We start from the raw sequence: 24,965 nt of genomic DNA on the forward strand, positions 1-24,965 counted from the left end.
GTCGGCTAACGTGCCTGGGCACGCCCGTACCACTCCCCGACTGGAGACCGCCCATGTCCACCGCCGTACCGACCGAGCCCCGAGGTCGCGTCGACGCGTTCTTCGGCATCAGCGCGACTGGTTCGACCATGAAACGCGAGCTGATGGCGGGCACGGTCACGTTCCTGGCCATGTCCTACGTGCTCGCCGTGAACCCGTCCGTGCTCGGCGACGAGGGCGCGCTCGGCGCCAAGGGCATTCCGATGCAGGCGGTGTTCACCGCGACCGCCGTCGCCGCGGTGTTCGGCACGCTGGTCATGGGGCTGTGGGCGAAGTACCCGATCGCGCTCGCGCCCGGCATGGGGCTCAACGCGTTCTTCGCCTATTCGGTGGTGCTCGGCATGGGCATTCCGTGGCAAGTCGCGCTGTCCGGGACGTTGCTGTCCGGGATCATCTTCTTCCTGCTCGCGGTCACCAAGGTGCGTGAGCGGATTCTCAATGCCATTCCGATGCAGATGAAGCTGGCGGTGGGCGCGGGCATCGGGTTGTTCGTGGCGTTCCTCGGGTTGAAGAACGCGGGCATCGTGGTGAACAGCGACGCGACGCTGGTCACGCTGGGCGACTTCACCAAGGGCACCACCCTGCTCGCGCTGTTCGGGCTCGTGGTGACCGTGGTCTTCCTGGTCATCGGGTGGCACGGCGCGGTGCTGTACGGGATCGTGCTCACCGCCGCGGTCGGCATCGTCAGTGGGCTCGTCGATCTGCCGAACGGGGTTGTCGCGGCGCCGAAAGGGCTCGAGCATACGTTCGGGCAGGCGGTCATCCATCTGCCGGACGCGTTCACCGGGCAGATGGCCGTTGTCATTCTGACCATGCTGTTCGTCGACTTCTTCGACGCCTCCGGCACTTTGATCGGCGTCGCCAACCAGGCGGGTCTGCTCGACAAGGACGGCAAGCTGCCGCGGGCCGCGAGCGCGCTGGCCGCCGATTCCGTCGGCACTATGGCGGGTGCGGTCATCGGCACCTCGACCACCACCGCCTACGTCGAATCCACCGCGGGCGTGTCCGCTGGCGGGCGCACCGGGTTGACCGCCGTGACCACCGCGGGCTGGTTTCTGGTCGCCATGTTCTGTTATCCGATCTTCGCCGTCATCGCCGGTTCCGGGGAAGTGACCGCACCCGCGTTGATCGTGGTCGGCGTGTTGATGGCGCGGTCGCTCGGCGAGATCGACTGGAATCGGCTCGAGTATTCGATACCCGCGTTCATCACCATCGTGATGATGCCGCTGACCTACTCGATCGCGAACGGCCTGGCCATGGGCATGCTGTTCTACCCGATCGTGATGGTCGCCAAGGGACGGATCAAGGAAGTACACCCCGCGATGTGGGCGCTGTTGGTGATCTTCCTCGGATATTTCTTCTTCCTGGCGGAATGAACCCTGCGCCCAGGCGAAACGTAGATCAGAATAAAGACCGGCTCTTGGAAAGTTAGGGTGCCCTGTGCGAGAATCGGACCGCAGTCCGCTTCAGCGTCGAGGCCATTGACCAGCTGTTTGGAATCTGACTTGCAGGGACGAGGACCAGCATGACCACGAAATCTGTTCTGGAACGAGCCACCGCCAACACCGAACTCGACGGCGTCTCCGCCGACATCGGACTCCTGATCATCCGCGTCGTTTTCGGTGCATTACTGGCCGCGCATGGGGCACAGAAACTCTTCGGATGGTTCTGGGGCTACGGCTGGGACGCCACCACCGCCGGATTCGACGGCATGGGCTACAACCCAGGCAAATTCTTCGGCACCCTGGCCGGGCTGAGCGAAGTCGCCGGTGGCGTCCTTCTCGCGGTCGGCCTGCTCACGCCGCTCGCCGGCGCCATCGTGCTGGGCACCATGATCAATGCGATCAACGCCACGTGGGCCCCCGGGCTGTTCGGCAAAGAAGGCTGGGAAACCCCGCTGCTCTTCGCCGTCGTCGGCGCGGGTTTCGCCTTCACCGGTGCCGGACGATTTTCGCTCGACCACGGGCGGCCTTGGCAGCGACAAGGATTCGTGATCGGTGCGGCGGCCGTCGCGCTCGGCGTGGTCGCCGCGGTGATCACACTCATCTTCAAGTGGGTGCTCTGACCTACTGCTCGACCGCGGCGCGGTGACCCACCCGGGTCACCGCGCCGCGTCATGTCACAGTCGGGGAAGCTGCGTCGTCTTCTCGTTGTTGGGCGGAAGAGTTCAGGAACAAGGAGATGGTGATGGGGATCGAGATCAGTAATCCGGCGGGGCTGCACGATCCGACGGGGTTCGGGTACAGCCATGTGGCTCGGGTGAGTGGGGAGTTGGTGCTGATTGCGGGGCAGTACGACTCCGATGGGGAGGGGCATACGACGAGTACGGACTTTGCGGTTCAGGTTGATAACGCCTTTGCGAACCTCGGAATTGCTTTGCGCTCAGTGGGTTTGGACTTTGCGGATGTTGCGCAATTGCGTACGTTCATCGTCGATCACGACCTCGACAAACTTGCGGTGATCGGTAAGAAGATCGGGGAGATCTGGGGTGAGCGTCCGCCGGTGCAGACGCTGAATGGTGTTGCGGCGCTTGCGTTGCCGGGGATGTTGTTCGAAGTGGATGCGGTAGCGGTGCGCGGTTGATCCGGTCGGCCGCCGAGGTCCCGCGTGCGTGGTCGAGTCGGCGCGCGGGGCCGGGCGGCCGGATGCGTGGCCCATCGCCGCAGACGCACCACTTTTGACATCCGCACGCGTGTTTGCGCGGCGAGTCGGTGTGCGGGAAATCAGAACTGGTGCGGCTGTTGCCGCGCCGACCGGGCGCACGGCTTGGGGGCCGAGGGATAGCTGCCGAACGAGCGTGTTCGAGTTGCTCGCTGTTCGTCGGTACCCGGTCGCTTGTGGTCGGTAGGGGTCCGTATTCTCCGAACGATCGAGGTGGGCGCACCTGATTCTGCCGCCGGACTGGAACGATCCAGTTGGATTGCTCTAGTTTGGAGTGGAACCAGGGGGAGATCTTGTGCGTCTTATCCTGTGTCGGGGTGTCTGGGCCGAAGTCAGGAGAGATATGCGAACCGCCATTGTGTCGCCGAAGGTTGCCGTGCGGACGGTCCTGGCCGGGATGGCGGTGGTCGGGTTGGTCGCTGGGTGCTCGCCTACGAAGGACGGGAACCCGACGACGGCTGGGACACCAACCAACGACGGGAAGAATCTCTTCAACCCGTGCACAGAATTGCAAGATGAACCTCTGCGCGCCACACGTGTAGATCCGGCATCGAAATCGGTCGTCACTGACGCCCCAGCAGGTGGGGTGGTGGCGCGGATTTGCAAATGGACCTCAACAGAGGGCCCCTACTTTGTGACTGTCTCGTCGATGACATACACGCTGGACGACGTGCGTAAGAACCGCGAGGTAGTCGTTCTGGGGGATACACGAGTCGGTGCACGGTCTGGCCTGCTGTCCCGCACGAAGGACGACGAAGACAAGTTGGGGTGCTATGTCAGCCTTCCCGCAGCCCAGGGCATCGTTGAAGTAAGTGTCGGTTGGCGCTATAGCGAGCGGGCTTCGATGCCGGAGGCTCCCCCTTGCGGACTTGCAGTTCAGCACGCTACTGACCTTGAGCCATACCTGCCGAAATAGATGTGACATTCGGCCGAATGTTGTTGGACATCCACGGCCGTCGACGGTGGAGAGACTTGTTTCTGGTGAGGAGGGACGATGTCGGAGTCTGAGCAGAGCGCAAGTGCCCAGATGGAAGCGGCGGTAGCCCGATGGCAGGCATTGAAGAAGCAGGCCGAGGGAGGCGAGCTTCGTTTGGACACGCAAGTTGGGGCGGCTTTGGCCCAGCATGCCGAACAGATGCGGACCAAGCTCGACGCCATGATCGTCAGTGCCGACAACCTCAAGCGACTGAACGGTTTCGGAACGCTGACGTCAGCAGAGGACTTGCGAGTCAAGTTCGCTAGTAAGGCGAGCAGCGGCGACGATTCGGCGGTCAAGCGACTTAAACAGAGCGTTCAAGTCCTGACATTGATGAGCGAAACCTATAACCTCGCCATCGGCAAGCTCACCCAGTCCGACCAGGCCGCCGCCGACAAACTTGCTCAGCTGGACATGGGGGATTCGTGATGGGGTTGTCCATGGATGACTGGCTGGCGGCGATCGGCAACACCGTTGTGGGGGCCGGTACGGGAAGCGTGATCAGCTCGCGGAACGAGGCCGACAAGAACAAGCACGATGATCAGCGGCAGATCTCCGATGAAAAGACAAAGTGGGACGAGGACCGCGGGTACGTCAACAACGAATGGGCCGGTTTGCTGTCCGAGTATGGCAATGCCACGTTCGCGGGTAGGGCTATCACGGCACAGGACCCGTTCGAAACCATGTCTCACCAGGCAATATACGACGCGCTTCAAGGCGTGGATCCGAACGCGATCAACACCGCGGCCGATGGCTGGCGCAATCTGGCCAAGGACGGCCGAACCGCGGTCGATGAGTACTCCAAGGGTGTCGAGAGGTCTATAACCGAGCATTGGACTGGTAAGTCGGGTAGCGGTGCGATCGACGCCACCCGCGAGTTCGCCAAGACCTTTACGAAGCTCGCGGCCTCGTTCCAGATGGTCGGGCACGGGTTGGATCTGACGCAAGGCCACCTGGCTCAAGCCAAAGGCTCTGTGCCCAAGCCGGACAGCTACACCACCGGCGACAAGCTCATCGACATGCTGCCTGGCCAGAATGTCATCAAGGGGCCGACCTTTCGCGCCCAAGAAGCCGAAAGCAACGCGCGCTTCGCGATGACGGAGTACTACCGCCCCGGCGTCAACGAGGTCGACGGCATCACGCCGATCCTCCCCGAGCCGACCAGCACGGTCGACAAGAACAACCCGGGTGGCCCGAACAACAACCCGAATTCGAATCAGCCGGGGAGTCCGAACAGCAACAACCCCACCGGCTCGCCTGACCCGACGGACAAGAAGTCCACGGACGATCCGAAGAAGCAGGACAGCACGGTCGATCCGTCGACGCAGTCGGCGAGCACGGATCCGAGCGACACCACGGACAAGAAGGCGGCGAGCACGACGCCTGCCTCGACCACGCCGGCGAATACGCCGACCGACGATCCGACCAAGTCGAAGACACCCTCGACGCCGTCGACCCCGACGAACACCCCCACCACCACGTTCCCCGGCTCACCGTCACGCACCCCGGGCACCCCGAGTTCCACCACCCCGGCCCCGGGTAAGAGCATCCCCGGCAAGGCCGGAACCCCGGCGACCACGGCCGCGACAACGGCCGCCCGCGCCGCATCATCCGGCAAACCGGGCACGGCCGGCGCACCAGGCATGGGTGCGGGCGCAGGGCGCGGCAAGGGTGACGAGGACGGGGAGCACAAGACTCCGGACTACCTGATCTACGACCGTGGTTCGGAACTGCTGGGCACGCAGCCGCCCGCGCTCCCACCGGGCGGGGTCATCGGCGGATGAACGAATCCCGCTGGCGCCTGGACGGTTTGATGTTCGAGCTGGCGCTGGAGGCGCTCGGCCGGGACCGTCTGCCTTATCCGTTGCGCTACACGATCGAAGGCGTCGAAGCCTACGAGGATTATCAGCGGCTGCGCGCGAATGCGAAGCAGCAGCTAGCGGGTTTCGCGAGCCCGGATTTGTTCAATGCGCTGAATGTGTTGCTGGAACCGCAAGTTCGCGTCGAGGTGCACGGCTTCTTCGGCCGCGATTTCAATCAGGTGGTGCGCGTGCACGCGGGCATGACCGGACGCTCCGCGACGGTCGCCGTCCAATTGCCCGGCCCGACACAGGAATACGGGCGCGATATCCTGCTCACCCGCTGCCCGCCGCAGGCGTTGCCCGCGCAGATCGCCGCGCAGCTGCCGAATTGCGCGCCGGGTAAATACCCGGCGATCAGCGGCCGCCGCTCGGATCTGACCAGGGTCGAGTACGCCAAGCATCCGACGCGCCTCTCGCACACCGAGCAACTCAACCGCATCGTCCGCCGCCCGCGCTCCGGGCTGGGCGAGGTCGGCGTGTTCGCCGGCGGCGCGATCGACAGCAGGCCGACCACCGACGGCCGCGGCTTCCACTGGATGGACTACCTGCCCGCCGACGGCCGCTACCTGCTGCACAACCACGGCGACGACGAGTTCACCCTGGCACCCGGCCCGGTGGACGAGATCCAGCGGCAACTGCGCTCGCTCATCGAAACCACCTACCGCGCGGTGGCGCACAGCTGGTGATCAGGGACGTAACACCAGCACGGTATTCGCCCCGTGATGGAATTCGTAACTGATCTCTCGGAGGCCGGTGCGAATACCTTTGTCTTCCAATTCTTTTCGGAGATAAGCGACCAGGTCGTCCTGCGCATTTCCGAGGTGGTCGACCAACGGATAGGCACGGATCTCGCCCGCGCAGACGCGCGCCAGCTCCAATAGCGCGGCGAGGTGGAAGTCGGCGTCGAGCCGGTCGGCGTAGGTGAACAGCAGGTGGGAGCTGAGCGCCAGGTCGAAACTGTCGTCGGGGAAGGGGAGCGACGGCAGTTCGGCGGCGACATACCGTCCAGGATTGGCGGTGAGATCGTCGCCGAATCGGCGGGCCGCGGCATGGCGCATCTCGCGGTGCTGACGCGGGCCGCCGTACCAATCCCACCGGTATCTGTCCGAATGCGCGGTGGCCCAGTCGCTTCCGCGATCGGTCTCGGCGATCGCGAGTTTGCGCAGGTCATCGGGTGGGCGACGGTAAATCGGATCGGTGGCGGTGACGTGGGCGCCGAGTGCGCTCGCCTCGGCCGTGAAACTCGCTGCGCCGCCGGGGCAGTCGAGAATTCGGCCGTGCAGATCGGCGTCGGAGAGGGCGAATAGCGCGCGATACTCGGCCAATGATCTTGAGCTGACCAGGAATTCGCCTAGGACATCACTGTCGGAAGGGTGCTTCATCTGGAAACGGTCTCATGCGCGGACCGCGCGCGGAGGAATTTGTGGTGTCCCCGCGCCGCGTGCAGGGCTTGGCGCGGGGACCGCCGATACATTCGGTGTGGGAATTGGGGTTCACCGAAGTACCACCCTTAATTTACTTCTGTCCGGAAGCATATGCGCGCCAATGTGCGCTGTTTCACACCGCGTTTTCGGTGAGTCGTTTCAGTGCTTTCACGACAACCTCGGGGTTGGACGTCTCCCAGTACGGCGGCAGCGAGGCGCGCAGGTATCCGCCGTAGCGGGCGGTGGCCAGCCGGGAGTCGAGGATGGCGACCACGCCGCGGTCGTCCACGCTGCGCAGCAACCGGCCGGTGCCCTGGGCGAGCAGCAGCGCCGCGTGATTGGCCGCGATCGCCATGAACCCGTTGCCGCCGCGCGACTCGACCGCGCGCTGGCGCGCGGTGAGCAGCGGATCGTCGGGGCGGGGGAACGGAATCCGGTCCAGGATCACCAGACTCAGCGACGGGCCGGGCACGTCCACGCCCTGCCACAGCGACAGCGTGCCGAACAGCGAGGTCTCCGGATCGTCGGCGAACTTGCGGACCAGCGCGCCGGTCGAATCGTCGCCCTGGCACAGCACGGGCGTGTCCAGCCGTTCGCGCAACGCCTCGGTCGCCGCCTTGGCCGCGCGCATCGAGGAGAACAGCCCGAGCGTGCGCCCGCCGGCGGCCTTGATCAGCCGCTCGATCTCGTCCAGGTAGGCGGGGGCGAGGCCGTCGCGACCCGGCGCGGGCAGATGCTTGGCGACGTAGAGGATGCCGGACTTGGCGTGGTCGAACGGTGACCCGACGTCGAGCGAACTCCAGCGCACCTTGTCCGCGTCGCCGGGCGCCTCGGCGCCGTTGGCCATGCCGGGATCGACTTGGTTCGACGACTGCGCGGGCAGACCCCAGGTGATCGCGAGCCCGTCGAACGAGCCGCCGATTTGCAGCGTCGCCGAGGTGAGTACCACGGTCGCGGTGCCGAACAGCCTGCTGCGCAACAACCCACCGACCGACAGCGGCGCCATCCGCAACGACCGCCGGGCGACGCCGCGCATCTCCTCGGCGGACAACCAGATGACGTCGTGGCGTTTCGCCGGATCCGGCTCGTCGAACGCGGTGAGCGCGCGCACGGCACTGTCGTGGATCTCGTCGATCGCGGCCAAGGCCTGGGTGCGCGCGGCGGCGGTCTCGACGTCACCCTGCTGGGTGGTGCCGCCCTGCGGCGCGAGCGCGGTGCGGGCGTTCCAGGCGGCGTCGCGGACGAGGGCCAGCACCGGGGCGACACCGTCGGGCAGCCGCTCCCAGCGGGCGGCGGGCAGCTCCTCCAGGACGTCGTGCCACGCCTCGGCCGCGCCCTCGAGGCGGTCGACCTCCTTTTCGTCGATCAGCTTGGTGCAGCGGCGCGCGGCCGCGGTGATCGCGGACGAGGCCAGGTCGGCGGTGGCCACGCCGGTCACCCGGTCGACCAGTTCGTGCGCCTCGTCGATCACCACCACGTCGTGTTCGGGCAGCACCTGGATGCCGCTGATCGCGTCGATGGCCAGCAGCGCGTGGTTGGTCACCACCACGTCCGCCTGCGCGGATTCGGTCCGTGCCTTCTCGGCGAAGCAGTCCTGACCGAACGGGCAGCGCGACTTGCCGAGGCACTCGCGCGAGGACACGCTGACCTGTTTCCAGGCGCGGTCGGTGACGCCGGGCACGACCTCGTCCCGGTCGCCGGTCTCGGTGTCGGAGACCCACTCGTTGAGCCGCTGCACCTCGCGGCCGAGCCGGGAGATGGCGAACGCGTCGAACAGCTCGGCCTCCGGCTCCTCCGGAATCACGCTGTTGATCTTGTTCAGGCACAGGTAGTTGTTGCGCCCCTTGAGGATCGCGAACTTCGCCGCCCGCCCGAGCGGCTTGCTCAGCGCCTCGGACAGCCGCGGCAGATCCCGGTCGACCAGCTGACGTTGCAGCGCGATGGTCGCGGTCGACACCACCACGGTGCGCCCGGTCCGCACCGCGTGCCGCAGGCTGGGCACCAGGTAGGCCAGCGACTTGCCGGTGCCGGTGCCGGCCTGCACCGCTAGGTGCTCCTTGGTGTCGATCGCGTGGTCCACCGCAGTCGCCATGGTCACCTGCCCGACGCGCTCTTTCCCGCCGAGCGCCTGCACGGCAGTGGCCAAAAGTTCGGGGACGGCGGGGAGTTCGGGCACCCGAGCAGCCTACTGCCCGGGACCGACACCGATGGCGGGCGTTGCGCCGATCTGCCTACCTGGAAACGCTTCCTTCGAGGTCGACGCCCGCGGCGCGCATGCGGTCCAGCGCGGCGTCGGTGGTGTCGCCGCCGACCCCGGCGGTCAGGTCGAGCAGGACGCGGGTGTCGAAGCCCTCGATCCGGGCGTCCAGCGCGGTCGCGCGGACACAGTGGTCGGTGGCGATACCGACGACATCGACGGCCTCGATGCCATGGCCGCGCAGCCAGTCGGCGAGCGTGGTGCCGTCCTCGGCCGCGCCCTCGAAACCGGAGTAGGCGGCGGAATACGCGCCCTTGGAGAAGATTTCCTGCACCGGCGAGGTGTCCAGATTCGGATGGAATTCCGCACCCGGAGTGCCGACGCGGCAGTGCGGCGGCCATGAGTCGACGTAATCGGGCTGCGTGGAGAAGTGATCACCGGGATCGATGTGATAGTCGCGGGTCGCGACGATCGCGCCGTAGTCCGACGCCGCGATGTGCTCGCTGATCCGGGACGCGACCGCGGCGCCACCCGCGACGGCGAGCGACCCACCCTCGCAGAAATCGTTCTGCACGTCGACGACGATCAGGGCTCGGGTCATCATGACCTCCCGCGGTGTGAACTGACTACCCGTAGTGCATTGTGCCGCCCGGCCCGGGCGACGAAACAGGGGGCTTGCCGTAAAGCCTTGTCCGCCCTGTAAACATCGCAAACCCGCCCGCGGATTACTTGGTGCCCCTATTTTCCGGGCCAACACCTCGACTGACCGCACGGAGCATCCATGACACGCACCAGACTCTCGACCAGCGTCCTCATCTGCACCATCGCCTATCTCGCGACCACCGTCCTGCTCGGCAACCGCCCGGAAAGCGAAGCCGACTGGGTCCGCTTCGCCGTCAGCGGCGTGTTGTTCGCGATGTTGTTCGCGGCGGGCCTGCTGTTGCTGCTCCGGCTGGCCAGGCGCTGAGCGCTCAGCTCACGAATGTGGTGGGCACGGCGGGTTCGCCGGCGGACAGCTTCAACCCCTCCCACGGCAGGCTGATCAGCCCGCTCGCCACGTGGTCGCGGCTGTCCGAGAGCGTCGGCAGGTCGTCGACGAGCTTGCCGCCGCGCACCAGCGGAACCAGCAGCTCGCGTGCCTCGAACCCGTTCACCGCGGGTGCGGGCCCGGCCGCCTGGTAGACGATCTCCTCGACGATCGTGCCGGTCTGCCGGGACAACCGGATCGCCTTCTTCGTCCCGCCACGCGACTCCTTGTGGCTGCTGCGCTTGGCCACCGGCACGCCCTCGACCTCGACCAGTTTGTAGACCATGCCGGCGGTCGGCGCGCCCGATCCGGTCACCAGCGAGGTGCCGACGCCGTACACATCGACCGGCTCGGCCCGCAGCGCGGCGATGGCGTATTCGTCGAGATCCCCGGACACCACGATGCGCGTCTTGGTCGCGCCGAGCCCGTCCAGCTGATCCCGCACCTGCCTGGCCAGCACGCCCAGATCGCCGGAATCGATGCGCACCCCGCCGAGTTCCGGCCCGGCCACCTCGATCGCCGTGGCCACGCCGCGGGTGATGTCGTAGGTGTCCACCAGCAACGTGGTGCCGATGCCGAGCGCCGCGACCTGACTGCGGAACGCCGCCGCCTCGTGCTCCCCGTCGGAACCGCTGTGTTTACCCACCCCGTCGGCTTCGCCGACTGCCGACCCCGTATGCAACAGGGTGAACGCGTGCGCACTGGTACCCGCGCCCGGCACGCCGTAGCGACGCACCGCCTCCAGATTCGAGGTGGCGTCGAAGCCCGCCAGATAGGCGGCCCGCGAGCTGTCCGGCGCGGCCAATTCGTGGGTACGCCGCGACCCCATCTCGATCATCCGCCGACCGCCCGACGCGCTGACCATCCGCGCGGCGGCCGAGGCGATCGCACTGTCGTGATTGAGGATCGACAGCGCCAGCGTCTCCAGCACGACGCACTCGGCGAAGCTGCCGCGCACCGAAAGAATGGGGGAGCCGGGGAAATACAACTCGCCCTCGGCGTAGCCGTCGATGTCACCGGTGAACCGGTACTCGCGCAGCCAATCCACCGTCTGCGCGGGCAGAAAGTGTGCGATCACTTCCAGCTCCGCCTCGCCGAACTGGAACCGCTCCAGCGCGTCGAGCAGCCGCCCGGTGCCCGCGACCACGCCGTAGCGGCGTCCGTGCGGCAGGCGGCGGGCGAAGACCTCGAAGGTGCATCGGCGATGCGCGGATTCGTCGGCCAGCGCGGCGGCCAGCATGGTCAGTTCGTACTGGTCCGTCAGCAGTGCGGTGCTGGTGACGCCGTCGCGGATGTCCACGCTGCCAACTGTAGACAGGACGGTCGGGTTTCAGCTCGCGCAAGTCCGTGAATTTGTGCGACGGCATGATAGGCGGGTGCCCGGTCAGCGAGTCGGGAAATGCTCGAAACAGAGCTCAGTGGGGTGTTGCTCAATCGGAGTCGAGTCGTACCCTTGACGTCATGGCCTTGTGCAACACAGTCCGAGGTGGCGTCGTGGTGGACGCCGTGGACGCGACACTGTCAGCGGCACAGGCGACCCCCGAGGCGGTCGAATACACCGAGATCTTGGAGGCGGAAGATCGCCCGTGGGTCACTGTGGTCTGGGACGACCCGGTCAATCTCATGCACTACGTCGCATATATCTTCCAGAAGCTGTTCGGCTACAGCAAAGAGAAGGCGAACGAGCTGATGCTCTGCGTGCACAACGAGGGCAAAGCGGTGGTCTCGTCGGGTTCGCGGGACAAGATGGAACATGACGTCCAGCGGCTGCACGCCGCAGGACTCTGGGCGACCATGCAGCGGGACAACTGATCAGGACGACTACCCTGACGCCGTGCGGAAGTGGAGCAGGAAGAACTCGCTGAGCGGCCTCAAACTGCGATCCGAGATGGACGCACGTGAGGCCAACGTGCTGCGCTCGCTGGTCGGTGCGGTCTCCGGATTGCTCACCGAACGCGCCGAGGCGGCGCCCGAGGACGACCTGGCCGCGCTGACCGGGTTGCGCACCGGAAACACCCTCGCGCCCGACGATCCGCGACTGCGCCGGCTGCTGCCGGACTTCCATCGCAGCGAACCCGGTTCCCCCGACGCCGACCGCGCCGATCTCAACAGCGCGCTGCGCGGGCTGCACGAGCCGGAGATCATCGACGCCAAACTGGCCGCGGGCAGCGTCATCCTGGACACCGTGCCGACCTCCGGCGGCAAGATCGTGCTCACCCCCGAGCAGGCCGACGCCTGGCTGACCGCGCTCACCGACGTCCGGCTGGCCTTGGGCACCGTGCTCGGCATCGACGCGGACACCCCCGACCATCTCGGCCCGGACGACCCGCGGGCGCCGCACCTGGACGTCTACCACTGGCTCACCTGGATGCAGGACTCCCTCCTGCAAGCCCTCGCTCCCTGATCCCGCGAACCGGGGTAGAACAGAACCTGTATGCGGGCAGATCGAATCGCGCCGCGACCGAGAGGCAGGAGCAACTGTGCAAGTGCAAGCCGGGCAACGTAATTCGCTCACCGATGTATCCGGCCTGCTGGTCGGGCATCACACCGCGCTCGACCCGGACGCGACGCTCGGTTCCGGCGCGGCGACCGGAACCACGGTGATCTACGCGCCGGGCGGCGCGACCGCCGCGGTCGACGTGCGCGGCGGCGGCCCGGGCACCCGGGAAACCGACGTGCTCGACCTGGCCCGCACCATGCGCCGGGCCAACGCGATCGTGCTCACCGGCGGCAGCGCCTACGGTCTCGCGGCGGCCGACGGGGTGATGCGCTGGCTCGAGGAGCGCAGCGAGGGCATCCCGATGGACCCGACCGATCCGAGCCGGGTGGTGCCGATCGTGCCGGGCGCGGTGATCTACGACCTTCCATTGGGCGCGTGGGACATTCGGCCCACCGCCGAGTTCGGCTACCAGGCCGCGGCCGCCGCGTCGCTCGACTTCGAGCGCGGCGTGGTCGGCGGCGGCGTGGGCGCGCGCGCCGGTTCGATCAAGGGCGGCGTCGGCACCGCGAGCGTGGTGCTCGGCGACGGGCTCGCGGCCGGGGCCACGGTGTCCGCGCTGGTCGTGGCGAACGCGGCGGGCTCGGTCTTCGATCCGCGCACCGGGCTGCCCTGGGGCGTCGGCACCGATGGGCCGGAGCACTTCGGCTTGCGGCCGCCGACCGCCGAACAGCTGGCGCACGCGAACGCGCTGCCCGCGAAGAGCATGCGGCTCAACACGACCATCGGCGTGGTGGCCACGGACGCGCCGCTGGACCCGATCGGCTGTCAGCGGCTGGCCATGACCGCCCACGACGGACTCGCCCGCGCGATCCGCCCGGCGCACGGACCGTTCGACGGCGACGCGTTCTTCGCCCTCTCGACCGGCACCTGGCAGCCGCCGGCCGCGACGTTCGAGCTGCCGCCCGCGTTCCCGCCGGACATCCTGATGGTCGATCTGCTCGGCACCGCCGCGGCGCTCTGCGTGGAACGCGCGATCGTCGACGCGATCCTGTCCGCCGTGTCGGTCGGGGAAGTCCCTGCGTACAGCGCCCTATTTCCCGGTTAGCCGCGGAGAACACAGGACCAGCCGAAGCGCTCGGGGAATAGCCGAATATTCTGGCTCGTTGTCGACAGCGACAGGTCGGCACTGCGGAAAGGTTTGACTCGTGCTGGTGATCAGGGCCGACCTCGTGGAGGCGATGGTGGCGCACGCGCGTGCCGATCACCCCGACGAGGCGTGCGGCGTCATCGCCGGACCGGAGGATTCGGATCGGCCGGAGCGCTTCATCGCCATGGTCAACGCCGAGCGCTCGCCCACCTTCTACCGTTTCGATTCCGGGGAACAGCTCAAGGTTTGGCGCGCCATGGACGACGCGGACGAGACGCCGGTGGTGATCTACCACTCGCACACCGCCACCGAGGCGTACCCGAGTCGCACCGATGTGTCCTACGCGTCCGAGCCGTTCGCGCACTATGTGCTGATCTCCACCCGCGACCCCGAGCAGCACGAGCTGCGCAGCTACCGGATCGTCGACGGCGAGGTCACCGAGGAACCGGTGCAGATCGTCGACGCGTACGAAACCGCCTGAACCGATGCTTGTTCGTGAAACCGAGGAGTTCTCATGCCGGTAACCGTGTCCATCCCGACCATCATGCGTGGCCTCACCGGAGGGGAGAAGCGCGTGCAGGCGCAGGGCGCCACGCTCAGCGCGCTGATCACCGACCTCGACGCGAACCACCCCGGCCTGGCCGAGCGGCTGCTCAAGGACGGCAAGCTGAACCGCTATGTCAACATCTACGTCGATGACGAGGACGTGCGCTTCTCCGGCGGCCTCGAGGCCGAGGTGCCCGCCGACGCGAGCGTCACCATCCTGCCCGCCGTCGCCGGCGGCTGACCGACCCGTGGCGCGTTATGAATCGCTGATCGCGACCCTCGGCGACACCCCGCTGGTCGGCCTGCGCACCCTGTCCCCGCAGTGGGACGGGGAGAACCACGTGCGGCTGTGGGCCAAGCTGGAGGATCGCAACCCGACCGGTTCGATCAAGGACCGTCCGGCGCTGCGCATGATCGAACAGGCCGAGGCCGACGGTCTGCTCACCCTCGGCTGCACCATCCTGGAACCGACCAGCGGCAACACCGGCATCTCGCTGGCCATGGCCGCCAAGCTCAAGGGCTACCGGCTGGTCTGCGTGATGCCGGAGAACACCTCGGTGGAGCGGCGGCAGCTGCTCACCATGTTCGGCGCGCAGATCATCGATTCGCCGGCCGCCGGTGGGTCGAATCAGGCGGTGGCGCTGGCGAAGAAGATCGCCGAGGAGAACCCGGACTGGGTGATGCTGTACCAGTACGGCAATCCCGCGAATGCGCTGGCGCATTACGAGACCACCGGCCCGGAGATCCTGGCCGACCTGCCGGAGATCACGCATTTCGTCGCGGGCCTCGGCACCACCGGAACACTCATGGGCACCGGGCGTTTCCTGCGCGAGCAGGTGCCGAACATCGAGATCGTCGCGGCCGAACCGCGCTACGGCGAGCTGGTCTACGGCCTGCGCAATATCGATGAGGGCTTCATCCCCGAGTTGTACGACGAGTCGGTGCTGACCACCCGCTTCTCCGTCGGCCCGTTCGACGCGGTCAAGCGCACCCGCGAGCTGGTCTCCGAGGAGGGCATCTTCGCGGGCATCTCGACCGGCGCGATCCTGCACGCGGCGCTCGGCGTCGCCCGCAAGGTGGCCAAGGCGGGCAAGCGCGCCGACATCGCGTTCGTGGTTGCCGACGGCGGCTGGAAGTACCTGTCGACCGGTGCGTACGACGGAACCCTGGAAGAGGCCGAGGAACGGCTCGACGGGCAGCTCTGGGCATAGCGCTCGTCCTTGTCTACGCCGGTACCCTCGAAATAGCGGGATGACGGCTCGCACCTGAGTCGTCCGCCAGCTCGACGAGGAGGCTGCGATGACCGGCGGTTCGGGAATCGGTTCGTCATTCGACCCCGATCGGATCGCGGCGATCCGGGCCCGGTTGGGGAATCCGGGTGCGTCGGCGCCGCGGACCGCGGCGAATGCTCCGATGAAGTCGGACAATTTCGCCGTCGTCCGGCAATTGTGGTTGCGCGCGGGCGTGCTCATCGCGGGTTTCGTGGTGCTGCTCTATGGCATCGAAGGCGTCGACACCCTCGACGACAACCAACTCGACAATGCGGGCATCCACCCTCGATCCGCCGACGGACTCTGGGGCATCCTGTTCGCCCCGCTCCTGCATCACGGCTGGCCGCATCTGCTCGGCAACACCGTTCCGGTCCTGGTCCTCGGCTTTCTCGCGCTGCTCGCGGGCATCGGCCGCGGCCTGGCCGCCACCGCGATCATCTGGGTCGTGGCCGGCATCGGCACCTGGCTGACCGGCGGCTCCGGCAGCGTGCACCTCGGCGCATCGGTCCTGGTCTTCGGCTGGTTGACCTTCCTGATCTCGCGCGGCTGGTTCGCCCGCAACATCGGTCAGATCATCCTAGGACTCGTCGTATTGGCCGTTTACGGCTCTGTATTGTGGGGTGTATTACCCGGGCAAGCTGGAATCTCTTGGCAGGGCCATCTTTTCGGGGCGATGGGTGGACTGCTCGCGGGCTGGGTACTCTCTGGTGATGCACGCCGAAATCGTCGCGGGAATCAGGCTGGAATCATTGCGTCGCCACGGTGATTCTGCGGCTCGGAACGGAATGTGGGGGATCGGTTCTTGAGTGAGAATTCGTCGTGGCAGCATGGGGGAATGCGCCTCACCGTCCTCGGGTGCTCGGGCAGCGTGTCCGGCCCGGACTCCCCAGCGTCGGGCTATCTGCTGACCGGGCCGGATATGACGCCCGTGGTGATCGATTTCGGCCCCGGCGTGCTGGGCGCGTTGCAGCGCTACGCCGATCCCGGTGAGGTCGACATCTTCCTCACCCACCTGCACGCCGACCACTGCCTGGATCTGCCGGGCCTGCTGGTCTGGCGGCGCTATCACCCGACCCCGCCGGTCGGCCGGGCCATCGTGCGCGGTCCGTCGGACAGCGCGCTGCGCATCGGCAACGCCTCGGCCGAGGTCGGCGGCGAATGCGACGACTGGTCCGATGTGATCGATCACCGGCCGTGGACGGTCGGCGAGGAGATCGAATTCGGACCCGGGCACACCGTGTCCGCGCGCCGGATGTTCCACCCGCCGGAGTCCTACGGCCTGCGCATCGTCACGGCCGCCGGACGCACCTTCGTCTACACCGGCGACACCGCGATGTGCGACTCGGTCAACGAGCTCGCGCAGGGCGCCGACATCCTGATGGCCGAGGCGTCCTGGACCCACGATCCGGCGAATCGGCCGCCCGGCATTCATCTTTCGGGCACCGAGGCCGGCCAGATCGCGGCACGGGCGGGCGTGAAGGAGCTGCTGCTCACCCACATCCCGCCGTGGACCTCCCGCGAGGACGTCATCGCCGAGGCGAAGGCGCAGTTCTCCGGACCCGTGCACGCCGTCGCCCCGGGCGAGACCTTCGATCTCTGACCGGGTGCCCGGCTGACCTCGACTGCCATCCCCTAGGCTGTGGCGCGTGTCTAGACGAGCCGATGGCAGGGCGGACGACGAACTCCGCGAGGTAAAAATCACCCGTGGATTCACCACGCATCCAGCCGGTTCGGTGCTGGTCGAATTCGGTCAGACGCGGGTGATGTGCACCGCGAGCGTGACCGAGGGCGTGCCGCCGTGGCGACGCGACTCCGGACTCGGTTGGGTCACCGCCGAATACGCGATGCTGCCCGCGGCCACACACACCCGCAGCGGACGCGAGTCGGTGAAGGGCAAGGTCGGCGGCCGCACCCAGGAGATCAGCCGGCTGATCGGCCGCTCGCTGCGCGCCTGCATCGACCTGGCCGCCATCGGCGAGAACACCATCGCGATCGACTGCGACGTCTTGCAGGCCGACGGCGGCACCCGGACCGCCGCCATCACCGGCGCCTACGTCGCGCTGGTCGACGCGATCACCTACCTGGCCGCCAAGGGCGTGCTGGCCGACCCGCAGCCGATCTCCTGCGCGATCGCCGCGGTGAGCGTCGGCGTCGTCGACGGCCGAGTTCGCCTGGACCTGCCGTACGAAGAGGATTCGCGCGCCGAGGTCGACATGAACGTGGTCGCCACCGACACCGGCACCCTGGTCGAGATCCAGGGCACCGGCGAGGGCGCGACCTTCCCGCGCTCCACCCTGGACAAGATGCTCGACTCCGCGGTTCTCGGCTGCGAGCAGATCTTCGCCATCCAGAAAGAGGCGCTCGCGCTGCCCTATCCCGGCGTGCTGCCGGAGCCGTCCGAGTCGAAGAAGAAGTAGTCATGGCCCGTCGTGTGCTGGTGGCCAGCCGCAATGCCAAGAAGCTGAACGAACTGCGCCGCATCCTCGCCGACGCGGGCATCGCGGGGATCGAGATCGTCGGGCTGGACGACGTGCCCGCCTACGCCGAGGCGCCGGAGACCGGCGCGACGTTCGAGGAGAACGCGCTGGCCAAGGCCCGCGACGGCGCGGTCGCCACCGGATTGGCCTGTGTCGCAGACGATTCCGGCATCGAGGTGGACGCGCTCAACGGCATGCCCGGCGTGCTGTCGGCCCGCTGGTCGGGACGGCACGGCGACGACGCGGCGAACAACGCGCTGTTGCTGGCCCAGCTCGGCGACGTGCCGGACGACCGGCGCGGCGCGCGATTCGTCTCGACCTGCGCGCTGGTCGTGCCCGACGGCGCGGAAATCGTTGTGCGCGGCGAATGGCCGGGCGTAGTCGGCCGCAAACCCTTGGGCGACGGCGGTTTCGGCTACGACCCGCTGTTCATCCCCGAGGGCGGCGACACCTCCGCAGCTCAGCTGACCCCCGCCCAGAAGGACGCCGTCTCCCACCGCGGCCGCGCCCTCACCCAGCTGCTCCCCGCGCTCGCCGAGCTGGCCGAGAACTGAGCCGCACGCCTTCTGATTTCGAAGATGGTGCGGGGCTAGACCCCGAACTCCTGCTTGACCTGCTTGGCGTTCACGTGCTCGACGAAGAACGAGAGCAGCGGAACGGTGCCCGCGAGCAGCGTGCCGACGGTACGCAGCACCGGCCAGCGCACTTTTACCGCGAGATCGGCGGTGACCAGCAGGTAGACGAAGTACACCCACCCGTGCACGACCGCGATCCAGCCCGGCGTGTGCACGTCGAAGCCGTACTTGGCGATCATCTCGCCGGTGAGCAGCAGCAGCCACAGACCGGTGATCCAGGCCAGCGTGCGGTAGCGCAGCAGCGCCGACTTGATCTTGGCGGACTTCGCGCCACCGATCTGGGCCGGTGCCAGGGTGCTCTCGGTGGCCGGCGCCGCAGTGCTCTCGGTGGAATTCTCGCTGGCGGTCAACCGGCGCTCCTCTCGGTGTCGCGGGCCCGCAGGCCCGCCTCGCGGACCTGATCATCGACGTCTTGGGCGTGCAAAGCGGCCAGATATTTGTTGTATTCGGCGAGCACCGGATCCTCGTCGCGCACCGCCCTCGGCCGCTCCGGCAGCAGGCCGGCCGGGATCTCGCGCGGCGCAGCGGCTTTCGGCGCGGGCTTCGGCCGGTCGTCGGCGGGCTGCTCGCTCTCCTCGGCCTCGCGTTCCAGCCGGACGAACCGGAAGTAGGCGAACACCGCGAACGCCGCGAACAACGGCCATTGCAGCGCGTAGCCCAGATTCTGGCCGGTGCCGCTGGTCGACTCGAACCGCTCCCACTGCCACCAGGCCAAACCCAGGCAACCGAGCGCAGCGACGATCACCAGCACGATGAGGGCCGGGCGATTGTGTGCCGAGCGGCGGGGTGAAGCGGACACGGCTACTACGGTACCCGTCTACTACACGGTCCGTAGGAGCAGGTCGGCGGTCGGAAACCTGGCCGGGACGCGCAACGACCCGCCCGCGGTGCGCGGGCGGGTCGTCGGGCTCAGAACTTGTAGGTGATGCCGGTCAGCCGCTCGGATTCTTCCCAGAGCCGCTTCCACAGGTCCTTGTTCTTGGACAGCCGGCTCGACGGCGACGACTCGACCGGACCCTGGGTCTGGAAGAACCGGCGCGGACCCCAGTAGACCTCGGGATCGGCATCGGGCATGGTCGCGGCGAACAGCGACGAGTGCGCGGCCTTCTTCGGCGGGTGGCCGATGATGGCGACGAACGGCTTGATGATCCGGTCGATCGGGGTCTCGGTCCGGGCGAACAGATCGGTGGCCGAGACGCCGGGGTGCACCCCGTAAGACCGCTTGCTCGAACCGGATTCGGCCAGGCGGCGCTGCAATTCCCGCGCGAACATCAGGTTCGACAGCTTCGCCTGCGCGTAGGCGAGATTGCGCTGGTAGCGACGGTGCTCGTAGTTGAGATCGTCCACCCACAGCTTCGGGGTCTGCTTGTGCGCGATGCTGGCCAGCGTCACCACCCGGTCGCGGATGCGATCGAGCAGCAGGCCGGTGAGCGCGTAGTGGGCCAGGTGGTCGACGCCCCACTGGGTCTCGAAGCCGTCCTTGGTCCGGGAGAACGGGACGTTCATCAGGCCCGCGTTGTTGATCAGCACGTCGAACTCGGCCTGCTCGTCGGCGAACTTGCGCACCGAGGCCAGGTCGGACAGGTCCAGCTCGGCCACCCGGACGTCGCCGGTGATGCCGTCGGCGACCGCCTGGGCCTTGGCCGCGTTGCGGCAGGCCATGATGACGGTCGCGCCGTTGGCCGCGAGGACCTCGGTGGTCACGGCGCCCAACCCGCCGTTCGCGCCGGTGATCACGAAGGTGCGTCCGGTCTGATCCGGGATTTCAGAAGGTTTCCACGCCATGAATCAACCTTACTCTGGAGTAAGTTCCTGGGGAAGGGTTTCCCCGCGATCTGTCGACGAGTGTCTCAGACGGAGGTGATTACTGTCACTCGGTCGAGCGCACAGCCGGCAGAGATCACAGTCGTATGAGATAACAACAGCGCGCTCGGCGCACTGCCAGACGCTCGCCACGGATCACAGTCTGCCCACCCGGAATTCACTCAGCGTCCGCTGCCGATTGGTTGCTGGAACGCGGCGGCGAGCGTGGTGCCGACCGTCTCACCCCATACCTGCCAGGTCGCCGGGTCGAGCATCATCGAGCCGACATCGGTGGTCGTGACGCCGGGTGCCACCGGTTTGCCGGCGAACCGATCCCGCAACCACAGCAGCGCGCGCGGCGCGCCGATCGGGTCCAGGGTCAGATGCTCGCTGAAGTGATCGCGGACGTACTCGACCCGCGCGTTCGGATCCTGCGCGTAGTAGGTGACGAGGTCGTTGACCGGGCCGACCGGGATCAGCCAGTCCGGGTTCGCCTGGAACATGAACATCGGCATGTCCGGCACCGCCTTGCCCATCTTGGTCTTGTCCAGTACCGAGACCACCGTGGGATCGGTGAACGGATTCTTCGCCAACATGCCGATGTTGTCGGCGAACGGGAAGAAGATCGACTGGTAGCTCGCGCAGAGTTGTTCCTTCGCCGCCATCATCAGCTGCCCGAGGCCGTTCATGTTGGCGTCCAGGAAGTTTCGCAGCTCCGGGTATTCGCGGGAGACGCCGAGTGCGCCGGCGAAGATCAGTCCGGCGGAGAGATTGCCGTTGGCCATCTTCAGCGCGGCCGACAGATCGGCGGGGATGCCGCCCTCGGCGACGCCGACGACGTTGAGTTCCGGTGCGTAGCTCTGCTTCAGTTCCGCGGCATGACCGGTGGCGATCGCGCCGCCGGAATAACCCAGCATCCCGACCCGAGTGCCGGTGCCGGACAACTGCATCGGATCGAAGTGCTCCGCCGCGCGAATGCCGTCCAGGGTGATCCGCCCGGCCAGAGGTCCTGCGGCATAAGCGGAATCGGGGCCCTGATGATCGGGCACGACCACCGCCCAGCCCTGCGCCAGCGCCGCCTGCACCTCCAGGAACTGCGCGGCGACCAGGATCGAGCCGGTGAATGTCGCTGGGATGGAACCCATTTGGAGTTGATAGGACGGCATGCAGTAGTTGCCGGTGGAGTCCTCGGCGATCTGATAGGAGAACAGCGGTCGATCCGCGACGTACCCGCGCGGCTTCAGCACGGTCGCCACCGCGGCGATCGGCTCGCCGCGGGTGTTGGTCGAGCGGTAGGACAGCTGCCAGGAATCGACGTTGACCGGGATCAGCGACAGATTCGCCACGTTCACCTGCCGCGCCGCAATGAGCTGGCCCGGTTCGAGATTCGCGTAGGTCTCCGGCGCCGGACGATAGAACGCCGGGTCGAAGCCGGGCGGCATGGGCGGGATCGGGAACGGTAGCGCGGGCAGGACCGGGGGAGTGGCCGGCTCCGCGACGGCCGGGCCGGCGAGGGTGAACGGCAGCCCGATCGCGAGCGCGGCGAGGGCGACGAGCAGCTTCGATGCGTGCTTGTGCGGAGTAACCACAGATCAACCTCTTTGTTGCCCGGACGCACATGTGAGCCCGATTGGTTTCAGAATGCACCGAGTATGCAACGCCATGACGCGGATCACAAATACCTGTCGGTGCGACCTGGCCCGCAGCCTGGTCGCCGCACGTTCGCGTCCGACGTAAACGTGCCTGGTCACGACGGTTGCGGCAGCGACTCCGATACGGTGGACGGGTGACCATCGTTGGCAGGCAGTACGGCGGACGCGCCGTCACGGAACGCAAGGCCGAACGCCGCGAGCGGTTCCTCGACGCGGCGACCCGGATCTTCGCCGAACGTGGCTACGCGAACTGCTCGCTGGCCGACGTCTGCGCCGCCGCGTCGCTGTCCAAGCGGCAGTTCTACGAGGAGTTCCAGACCAGGGAAGACGTGCTGGTCGCCGCCTACGACCGGATCCAGGACGACGCGGCCGCCGTGCTGGTGACCGCGCTGACCGACCTCGACCCGCGCATCGACATGACCGCGGGCATGACCGCGATCGTCTCGGCCTACCTCGGCTCGATCGGCTCCGACCCGTACCGCGCGAAGGTCGCCTTCATCGAGGTGGTCGGCGTCAGCGATCGGATGGAACGGCACCGCCGCGAGCGACGGCACGCGTGGGCGCGGATGCTGGACACCATCCTGGTGCCCGCGGTGGCGCCCGGCGCTCGGATCCGCGGCGGAAGTGCCTGGGGCGCAAGCGCGCTCATCGGCGCGATCAACGGACTCGCGCACGAGTGGGTGCTGGCCGACCCGCGCCCCGCGGTCGGCGAGCTGGTGGAATTGCTGGTGCCGATCGCGCTGTCGCTGCTCGAAGTTCCGGATCAGCGCACCGCGTAGCCGTCCAGCGACGGCGCGAGCGCGTCGAACGCCGTCCCGATGTATTCGATGATGGCCGTGGCGATTTCGTCGTTCGACTGGCCGTCGAGCGTGCGCCGCATGGTCTCGTCGAACAGCACCCGGTGTACCCCGCCCAACTGGGCAGCTGCCACCCGCGGCGTGATATCCGTTGCGGCCGAGCCGGTTTCATCGGCCAACGCGTCGGCGAGGGCCTGCTCGCGCTCGTCGTGGAATTCACGCAACCGCGCGACCAGCGCGGGACTGTCGCTGATCAGCTTGGCGAACTCCGGCCCGGAGAACCCGACCACCGGATCCTGCTCGGCCGCCGCCGTCAGATAGGCCGCCCGCAGCGCCGCCAAGGCGGACTCGCCGGGCTCGCGCTCGCGGACGATTCGCGCGAGCTGATTCACGAACACGTCGTGCAGATCGAGCGCCAGGTCCTCCTTGCGGGGGAAGTAGTTGGTCACCGTCATCTTGGCGACCTCCGCGGCGGCCGCGACGTCGGCGATCGTCACCTTGTCGAAGCCGTGCTCGAGGAACAGCCTGGTCGCCTGATGGGAGATGTTCTCCCTGGTCTGTAGCTTCTTCCGGTCCCGAAGCCCGAGGGTCTCTGCGCTCATGCCACCACCATATCTGATACCGACCAAAATTTATGCTTGACATATTTTTATGTCTGTTCTAATTTTGTCCTCGTTACCGAGAACGAAGGAGCGTCACCGCGCATGAACTACGGACTTGTCGAAGCGACCCCGGCCCGCACCATCTCCACCACCGACCGAAAGGGACCAGCCACCATGGCCGACAAGACCACCGCACAGACCACCATCGACGCAGTCCTGCGCCGCTTCGCGCCGAGCGACGCCGCGTCCGAGCGAAAGAAGCAGCGCACCAACGGATTCCCGTCCGCCGCGCCCCGGCTCGACCGCAAGAGCGCGGGCCTGTCCCACAACCGGGCCGCGTTCCGTGCGGCTCCGCAGCGCCCGCTGCGCATCCCCGGCCGCGGCTGATCGTCGAGTGCTCAACCACCGGGCGTCGGCCACGTGCCGACGCCCGGTTCGCTCCCTTCGGAAGGGCTCACCCGTGACCCAGCGCTGCACCGCCCGCCTCACCCGCGTCTCCGGCACCGTCAGCGACGACCCGGTCCGCGACTACCTGCGGCTCATCGCCCGTACCCCGCTGCTGACCGCCGCCCAGGAGGTCGAGCTGGCCGAGCGCATCGAAGCGGGCGTCCTGGCCGCCGAGCTGATCGCCACCGCCGACCCGGCCGACCAGCGTGCGTTGCGTCGCCGAATCGCGGACGGTCAACGCGCCAAGGACCACATGATCGAGGCCAACCTGCGCCTCGTCGTCTCGATCGCCAAGCGCTACCCGACGCCCGCCGGCATCTCGCTGCTCGACCTCGTGCAGGAGGGCACCGTCGGCATGATGCGCGCGGTGGAGAAGTTCGATCACCACCGCGGCCTGAAGTTCTCCACCTACGCCACCTGGTGGATCAAGCAGGGCATCGGCCGCGCGCTGGCCGACCAGGGCCGCACCATCCGCATTCCGGTGCACGTCGTCGAGGTGCTGAACCGGGTGACCCGCACCCGCCGGGCGCTCACCCAGCAACTCGGCCGCGACGTCACCATCGCCGAGCTGGCCGCCGAACTCGACCTGACCCCGGACAAGGTGCGCGGGGTGCTGGACCATGCGCGCGAACCGATTTCGCTGCACACCCCGGTCGGCGCCGACGACACCGCCGAGTTCGGCGAACTCCTCGCCGCCACCGCGCCCGACCCGGCCGAGTCGGCCCTCGCGACGGCGACTCGGCTCCAGCTCACGAAGGTCCTCGCCGGGCTGACCGACCGCGAGGCCCGGGTGATCGCGCTGCGCTTCGGCCTGGACGGCGCCGACCCGAAGACGCTCGACGAGATCGGCAAGGCCTACGGCGTCTCCCGCGAACGCGCGCGTCAGATCGAGGCCAAGGGCATGGCCAAGCTACGTCAGCCGGGACGCGTGCGGATGCTCGAAGGTCTGCTCGGCTGAGCTT

Annotated in this window: 30 protein-coding genes; 21 read left to right on the forward strand and 9 right to left on the reverse strand. The window is 67.5% G+C overall.

The features are described 5' to 3' along the window. Window positions 1-53 precede the first annotated feature (53 nt). From AB0M22_RS36490 to AB0M22_RS36520, 7 genes are all read left to right on the forward strand, one after another. A complete protein-coding gene (locus tag AB0M22_RS36490) occupies window positions 54-1,415 on the forward strand; it encodes an NCS2 family permease (RefSeq protein WP_364736689.1) in 1,362 nt (453 codons plus the stop codon). Between the two features lie 149 nt (window positions 1,416-1,564). After that, a complete protein-coding gene (locus tag AB0M22_RS36495) occupies window positions 1,565-2,104 on the forward strand; it encodes a DoxX family protein (protein ID WP_364736691.1) in 540 nt (179 codons plus the stop codon). A gap of 122 nt (window positions 2,105-2,226) precedes the next feature. Then, window positions 2,227-2,622, forward strand: coding sequence for a Rid family hydrolase (locus tag AB0M22_RS36500; RefSeq protein ID WP_364736693.1), 396 nt, complete (start codon window positions 2,227-2,229; stop codon window positions 2,620-2,622). 475 nt (window positions 2,623-3,097) lie between these two features. Then, window positions 3,098-3,616 carry a DUF3558 domain-containing protein gene (locus AB0M22_RS36505; RefSeq protein WP_364737122.1) on the forward strand — a complete coding sequence of 173 codons (519 nt, stop codon included), beginning with the start codon at window positions 3,098-3,100 and terminating at the stop codon, window positions 3,614-3,616. Between the two features lie 78 nt (window positions 3,617-3,694). Then, entirely contained in the window at window positions 3,695-4,105 is a 411-nt protein-coding gene (locus AB0M22_RS36510) for a hypothetical protein (protein WP_364736694.1), read from the forward strand. A gap of 11 nt (window positions 4,106-4,116) precedes the next feature. Further along, window positions 4,117-5,460 (forward strand): hypothetical protein, encoded by a 1,344-nt coding sequence (locus AB0M22_RS36515; RefSeq protein WP_364736696.1) that lies wholly within the window; start codon window positions 4,117-4,119, stop codon window positions 5,458-5,460. Continuing rightward, the gene (locus AB0M22_RS36520) at window positions 5,457-6,224 is read left to right on the forward strand and encodes an ESX secretion-associated protein EspG (protein ID WP_364736698.1); all 768 of its coding nucleotides are present in this window, start codon (window positions 5,457-5,459) and stop codon (window positions 6,222-6,224) included. The genes AB0M22_RS36515 and AB0M22_RS36520 overlap by 4 nt, the downstream gene beginning before the upstream one ends. On the opposite strand, the gene AB0M22_RS36525 is transcribed toward AB0M22_RS36520, so the two are convergent. From AB0M22_RS36525 to AB0M22_RS36535, 3 genes are all read right to left on the reverse strand, one after another. After that, window positions 6,225-6,920, reverse strand: a complete 696-nt coding sequence (locus AB0M22_RS36525) for a methyltransferase domain-containing protein (protein ID WP_364736700.1) — start codon at window positions 6,918-6,920, stop codon at window positions 6,225-6,227. It abuts the gene before it with no gap. A 175-nt stretch (window positions 6,921-7,095) separates the two neighbouring features. Beyond that, window positions 7,096-9,138 (reverse strand): ATP-dependent DNA helicase, encoded by a 2,043-nt coding sequence (locus tag AB0M22_RS36530; RefSeq protein WP_364736702.1) that lies wholly within the window; start codon window positions 9,136-9,138, stop codon window positions 7,096-7,098. A 55-nt stretch (window positions 9,139-9,193) separates the two neighbouring features. Next, window positions 9,194-9,760, reverse strand: coding sequence for an isochorismatase family protein (locus AB0M22_RS36535; RefSeq protein WP_364736704.1), 567 nt, complete (start codon window positions 9,758-9,760; stop codon window positions 9,194-9,196). Window positions 9,761-9,940: 180 nt separating this feature from the next. On the opposite strand from AB0M22_RS36535, the gene AB0M22_RS36540 reads away from it, so the two are divergent. Then, complete coding sequence (locus AB0M22_RS36540; protein WP_364736706.1) at window positions 9,941-10,126, forward strand: hypothetical protein; 186 nt, start codon at window positions 9,941-9,943, stop codon at window positions 10,124-10,126. Between the two features lie 4 nt (window positions 10,127-10,130). Here AB0M22_RS36540 and AB0M22_RS36545 read toward each other — a convergent pair whose 3' ends face one another. Then, complete coding sequence (locus AB0M22_RS36545) at window positions 10,131-11,486, reverse strand: nicotinate phosphoribosyltransferase (RefSeq protein ID WP_364736708.1); 1,356 nt, start codon at window positions 11,484-11,486, stop codon at window positions 10,131-10,133. A gap of 161 nt (window positions 11,487-11,647) precedes the next feature. Here AB0M22_RS36545 and clpS point away from each other — a divergent pair, with 161 nt between their 5' ends. The 10 genes from clpS (at window position 11,648) to rdgB (ending at window position 18,621) form a co-directional block, all read left to right on the forward strand. Then, the gene (gene clpS, locus AB0M22_RS36550) at window positions 11,648-11,998 is read left to right on the forward strand and encodes an ATP-dependent Clp protease adapter ClpS (protein WP_364736710.1); all 351 of its coding nucleotides are present in this window, start codon (window positions 11,648-11,650) and stop codon (window positions 11,996-11,998) included. Between the two features lie 22 nt (window positions 11,999-12,020). Beyond that, window positions 12,021-12,590, forward strand: a complete 570-nt coding sequence (locus AB0M22_RS36555) for a DUF2017 domain-containing protein (protein WP_364736712.1) — start codon at window positions 12,021-12,023, stop codon at window positions 12,588-12,590. 76 nt (window positions 12,591-12,666) lie between these two features. Beyond that, the gene (locus AB0M22_RS36560; protein ID WP_364736714.1) at window positions 12,667-13,731 is read left to right on the forward strand and encodes a P1 family peptidase; all 1,065 of its coding nucleotides are present in this window, start codon (window positions 12,667-12,669) and stop codon (window positions 13,729-13,731) included. A gap of 100 nt (window positions 13,732-13,831) precedes the next feature. Continuing rightward, window positions 13,832-14,254: a M67 family metallopeptidase gene (locus AB0M22_RS36565; protein ID WP_150403637.1), complete on the forward strand. Its 423-nt coding sequence runs from the start codon at window positions 13,832-13,834 to the stop codon at window positions 14,252-14,254. Between the two features lie 33 nt (window positions 14,255-14,287). Continuing rightward, complete coding sequence (locus tag AB0M22_RS36570; protein WP_150403636.1) at window positions 14,288-14,560, forward strand: MoaD/ThiS family protein; 273 nt, start codon at window positions 14,288-14,290, stop codon at window positions 14,558-14,560. A 7-nt stretch (window positions 14,561-14,567) separates the two neighbouring features. Further along, complete coding sequence (locus tag AB0M22_RS36575; RefSeq protein WP_364736716.1) at window positions 14,568-15,530, forward strand: cysteine synthase; 963 nt, start codon at window positions 14,568-14,570, stop codon at window positions 15,528-15,530. A 202-nt stretch (window positions 15,531-15,732) separates the two neighbouring features. Next, the gene (locus AB0M22_RS36580; protein ID WP_364737123.1) at window positions 15,733-16,356 is read left to right on the forward strand and encodes a rhomboid family intramembrane serine protease; all 624 of its coding nucleotides are present in this window, start codon (window positions 15,733-15,735) and stop codon (window positions 16,354-16,356) included. 69 nt (window positions 16,357-16,425) lie between these two features. Next, complete coding sequence (locus AB0M22_RS36585; RefSeq protein ID WP_364736718.1) at window positions 16,426-17,190, forward strand: cyclic nucleotide-degrading phosphodiesterase; 765 nt, start codon at window positions 16,426-16,428, stop codon at window positions 17,188-17,190. Between the two features lie 46 nt (window positions 17,191-17,236). After that, a complete protein-coding gene (rph, locus tag AB0M22_RS36590) occupies window positions 17,237-18,007 on the forward strand; it encodes a ribonuclease PH (protein WP_364736720.1) in 771 nt (256 codons plus the stop codon). Window positions 18,008-18,009: 2 nt separating this feature from the next. Continuing rightward, window positions 18,010-18,621 carry an RdgB/HAM1 family non-canonical purine NTP pyrophosphatase gene (rdgB, locus tag AB0M22_RS36595; RefSeq protein ID WP_364736722.1) on the forward strand — a complete coding sequence of 204 codons (612 nt, stop codon included), beginning with the start codon at window positions 18,010-18,012 and terminating at the stop codon, window positions 18,619-18,621. Window positions 18,622-18,656: 35 nt separating this feature from the next. Here rdgB and AB0M22_RS36600 read toward each other — a convergent pair whose 3' ends face one another. The 4 genes from AB0M22_RS36600 to AB0M22_RS36615 form a co-directional block, all read right to left on the reverse strand. Beyond that, the gene (locus tag AB0M22_RS36600; protein WP_364737125.1) at window positions 18,657-18,995 is read right to left on the reverse strand and encodes a DUF3817 domain-containing protein; all 339 of its coding nucleotides are present in this window, start codon (window positions 18,993-18,995) and stop codon (window positions 18,657-18,659) included. 53 nt (window positions 18,996-19,048) lie between these two features. Next, window positions 19,049-19,501, reverse strand: coding sequence for a transcriptional regulator (locus AB0M22_RS36605; protein ID WP_364736724.1), 453 nt, complete (start codon window positions 19,499-19,501; stop codon window positions 19,049-19,051). A gap of 110 nt (window positions 19,502-19,611) precedes the next feature. Further along, on the reverse strand, window positions 19,612-20,487 hold the full coding sequence (locus AB0M22_RS36610; RefSeq protein ID WP_364736726.1) for an oxidoreductase: 876 nt from the start codon (window positions 20,485-20,487) through the stop codon (window positions 19,612-19,614). A 200-nt stretch (window positions 20,488-20,687) separates the two neighbouring features. Beyond that, the gene (locus tag AB0M22_RS36615) at window positions 20,688-22,094 is read right to left on the reverse strand and encodes a lipase family protein (protein WP_364736728.1); all 1,407 of its coding nucleotides are present in this window, start codon (window positions 22,092-22,094) and stop codon (window positions 20,688-20,690) included. Between the two features lie 197 nt (window positions 22,095-22,291). On the opposite strand from AB0M22_RS36615, the gene AB0M22_RS36620 reads away from it, so the two are divergent. Then, a complete protein-coding gene (locus AB0M22_RS36620) occupies window positions 22,292-22,936 on the forward strand; it encodes a TetR/AcrR family transcriptional regulator (protein ID WP_364736730.1) in 645 nt (214 codons plus the stop codon). Here the strand turns inward: AB0M22_RS36620 and AB0M22_RS36625 are convergent. Next, window positions 22,921-23,556 (reverse strand): TetR/AcrR family transcriptional regulator, encoded by a 636-nt coding sequence (locus AB0M22_RS36625; protein WP_364736732.1) that lies wholly within the window; start codon window positions 23,554-23,556, stop codon window positions 22,921-22,923. The genes AB0M22_RS36620 and AB0M22_RS36625 overlap by 16 nt on opposite strands. A 102-nt stretch (window positions 23,557-23,658) precedes the next feature. On the opposite strand from AB0M22_RS36625, the gene AB0M22_RS36630 reads away from it, so the two are divergent. Both AB0M22_RS36630 and AB0M22_RS36635 read left to right on the forward strand, forming a co-directional pair. Then, window positions 23,659-23,943: a hypothetical protein gene (locus tag AB0M22_RS36630; RefSeq protein ID WP_364736734.1), complete on the forward strand. Its 285-nt coding sequence runs from the start codon at window positions 23,659-23,661 to the stop codon at window positions 23,941-23,943. A gap of 73 nt (window positions 23,944-24,016) precedes the next feature. After that, on the forward strand, window positions 24,017-24,961 hold the full coding sequence (locus AB0M22_RS36635) for a sigma-70 family RNA polymerase sigma factor (protein ID WP_364736736.1): 945 nt from the start codon (window positions 24,017-24,019) through the stop codon (window positions 24,959-24,961). The last annotated feature ends 4 nt before the right edge of the window (window positions 24,962-24,965 follow it).

Source organism: Nocardia sp. NPDC051756, from assembly GCF_040681495.1.
Taxonomy (GTDB): Bacteria; Actinomycetota; Actinomycetes; order Mycobacteriales; family Mycobacteriaceae; genus Nocardia.

Coding starts and splice junctions, on each gene's coding strand:
- AB0M22_RS36490 (WP_364736689.1), top strand. CDS start 54: ATGTCCACCGCCGTACCGACCGAGCCCCGAGGTCGCGTCGACGCGTTC.
- AB0M22_RS36495 (WP_364736691.1), top strand. CDS start 1,565: ATGACCACGAAATCTGTTCTGGAACGAGCCACCGCCAACACCGAACTC.
- AB0M22_RS36500 (WP_364736693.1), top strand. CDS start 2,227: ATGGGGATCGAGATCAGTAATCCGGCGGGGCTGCACGATCCGACGGGG.
- AB0M22_RS36505 (WP_364737122.1), top strand. CDS start 3,098: ATGGCGGTGGTCGGGTTGGTCGCTGGGTGCTCGCCTACGAAGGACGGG.
- AB0M22_RS36510 (WP_364736694.1), top strand. CDS start 3,695: ATGTCGGAGTCTGAGCAGAGCGCAAGTGCCCAGATGGAAGCGGCGGTA.
- AB0M22_RS36515 (WP_364736696.1), top strand. CDS start 4,117: ATGGATGACTGGCTGGCGGCGATCGGCAACACCGTTGTGGGGGCCGGT.
- AB0M22_RS36520 (WP_364736698.1), top strand. CDS start 5,457: ATGAACGAATCCCGCTGGCGCCTGGACGGTTTGATGTTCGAGCTGGCG.
- AB0M22_RS36525 (WP_364736700.1), bottom strand. CDS start 6,920: ATGAAGCACCCTTCCGACAGTGATGTCCTAGGCGAATTCCTGGTCAGC.
- AB0M22_RS36535 (WP_364736704.1), bottom strand. CDS start 9,760: ATGACCCGAGCCCTGATCGTCGTCGACGTGCAGAACGATTTCTGCGAG.
- AB0M22_RS36540 (WP_364736706.1), top strand. CDS start 9,941: ATGACACGCACCAGACTCTCGACCAGCGTCCTCATCTGCACCATCGCC.
- clpS (WP_364736710.1), top strand. CDS start 11,648: ATGGCCTTGTGCAACACAGTCCGAGGTGGCGTCGTGGTGGACGCCGTG.
- AB0M22_RS36570 (WP_150403636.1), top strand. CDS start 14,288: ATGCCGGTAACCGTGTCCATCCCGACCATCATGCGTGGCCTCACCGGA.
- AB0M22_RS36580 (WP_364737123.1), top strand. CDS start 15,733: ATGAAGTCGGACAATTTCGCCGTCGTCCGGCAATTGTGGTTGCGCGCG.
- AB0M22_RS36585 (WP_364736718.1), top strand. CDS start 16,426: ATGCGCCTCACCGTCCTCGGGTGCTCGGGCAGCGTGTCCGGCCCGGAC.
- rdgB (WP_364736722.1), top strand. CDS start 18,010: ATGGCCCGTCGTGTGCTGGTGGCCAGCCGCAATGCCAAGAAGCTGAAC.
- AB0M22_RS36610 (WP_364736726.1), bottom strand. CDS start 20,487: ATGGCGTGGAAACCTTCTGAAATCCCGGATCAGACCGGACGCACCTTC.
- AB0M22_RS36625 (WP_364736732.1), bottom strand. CDS start 23,556: ATGAGCGCAGAGACCCTCGGGCTTCGGGACCGGAAGAAGCTACAGACC.
- AB0M22_RS36630 (WP_364736734.1), top strand. CDS start 23,659: ATGAACTACGGACTTGTCGAAGCGACCCCGGCCCGCACCATCTCCACC.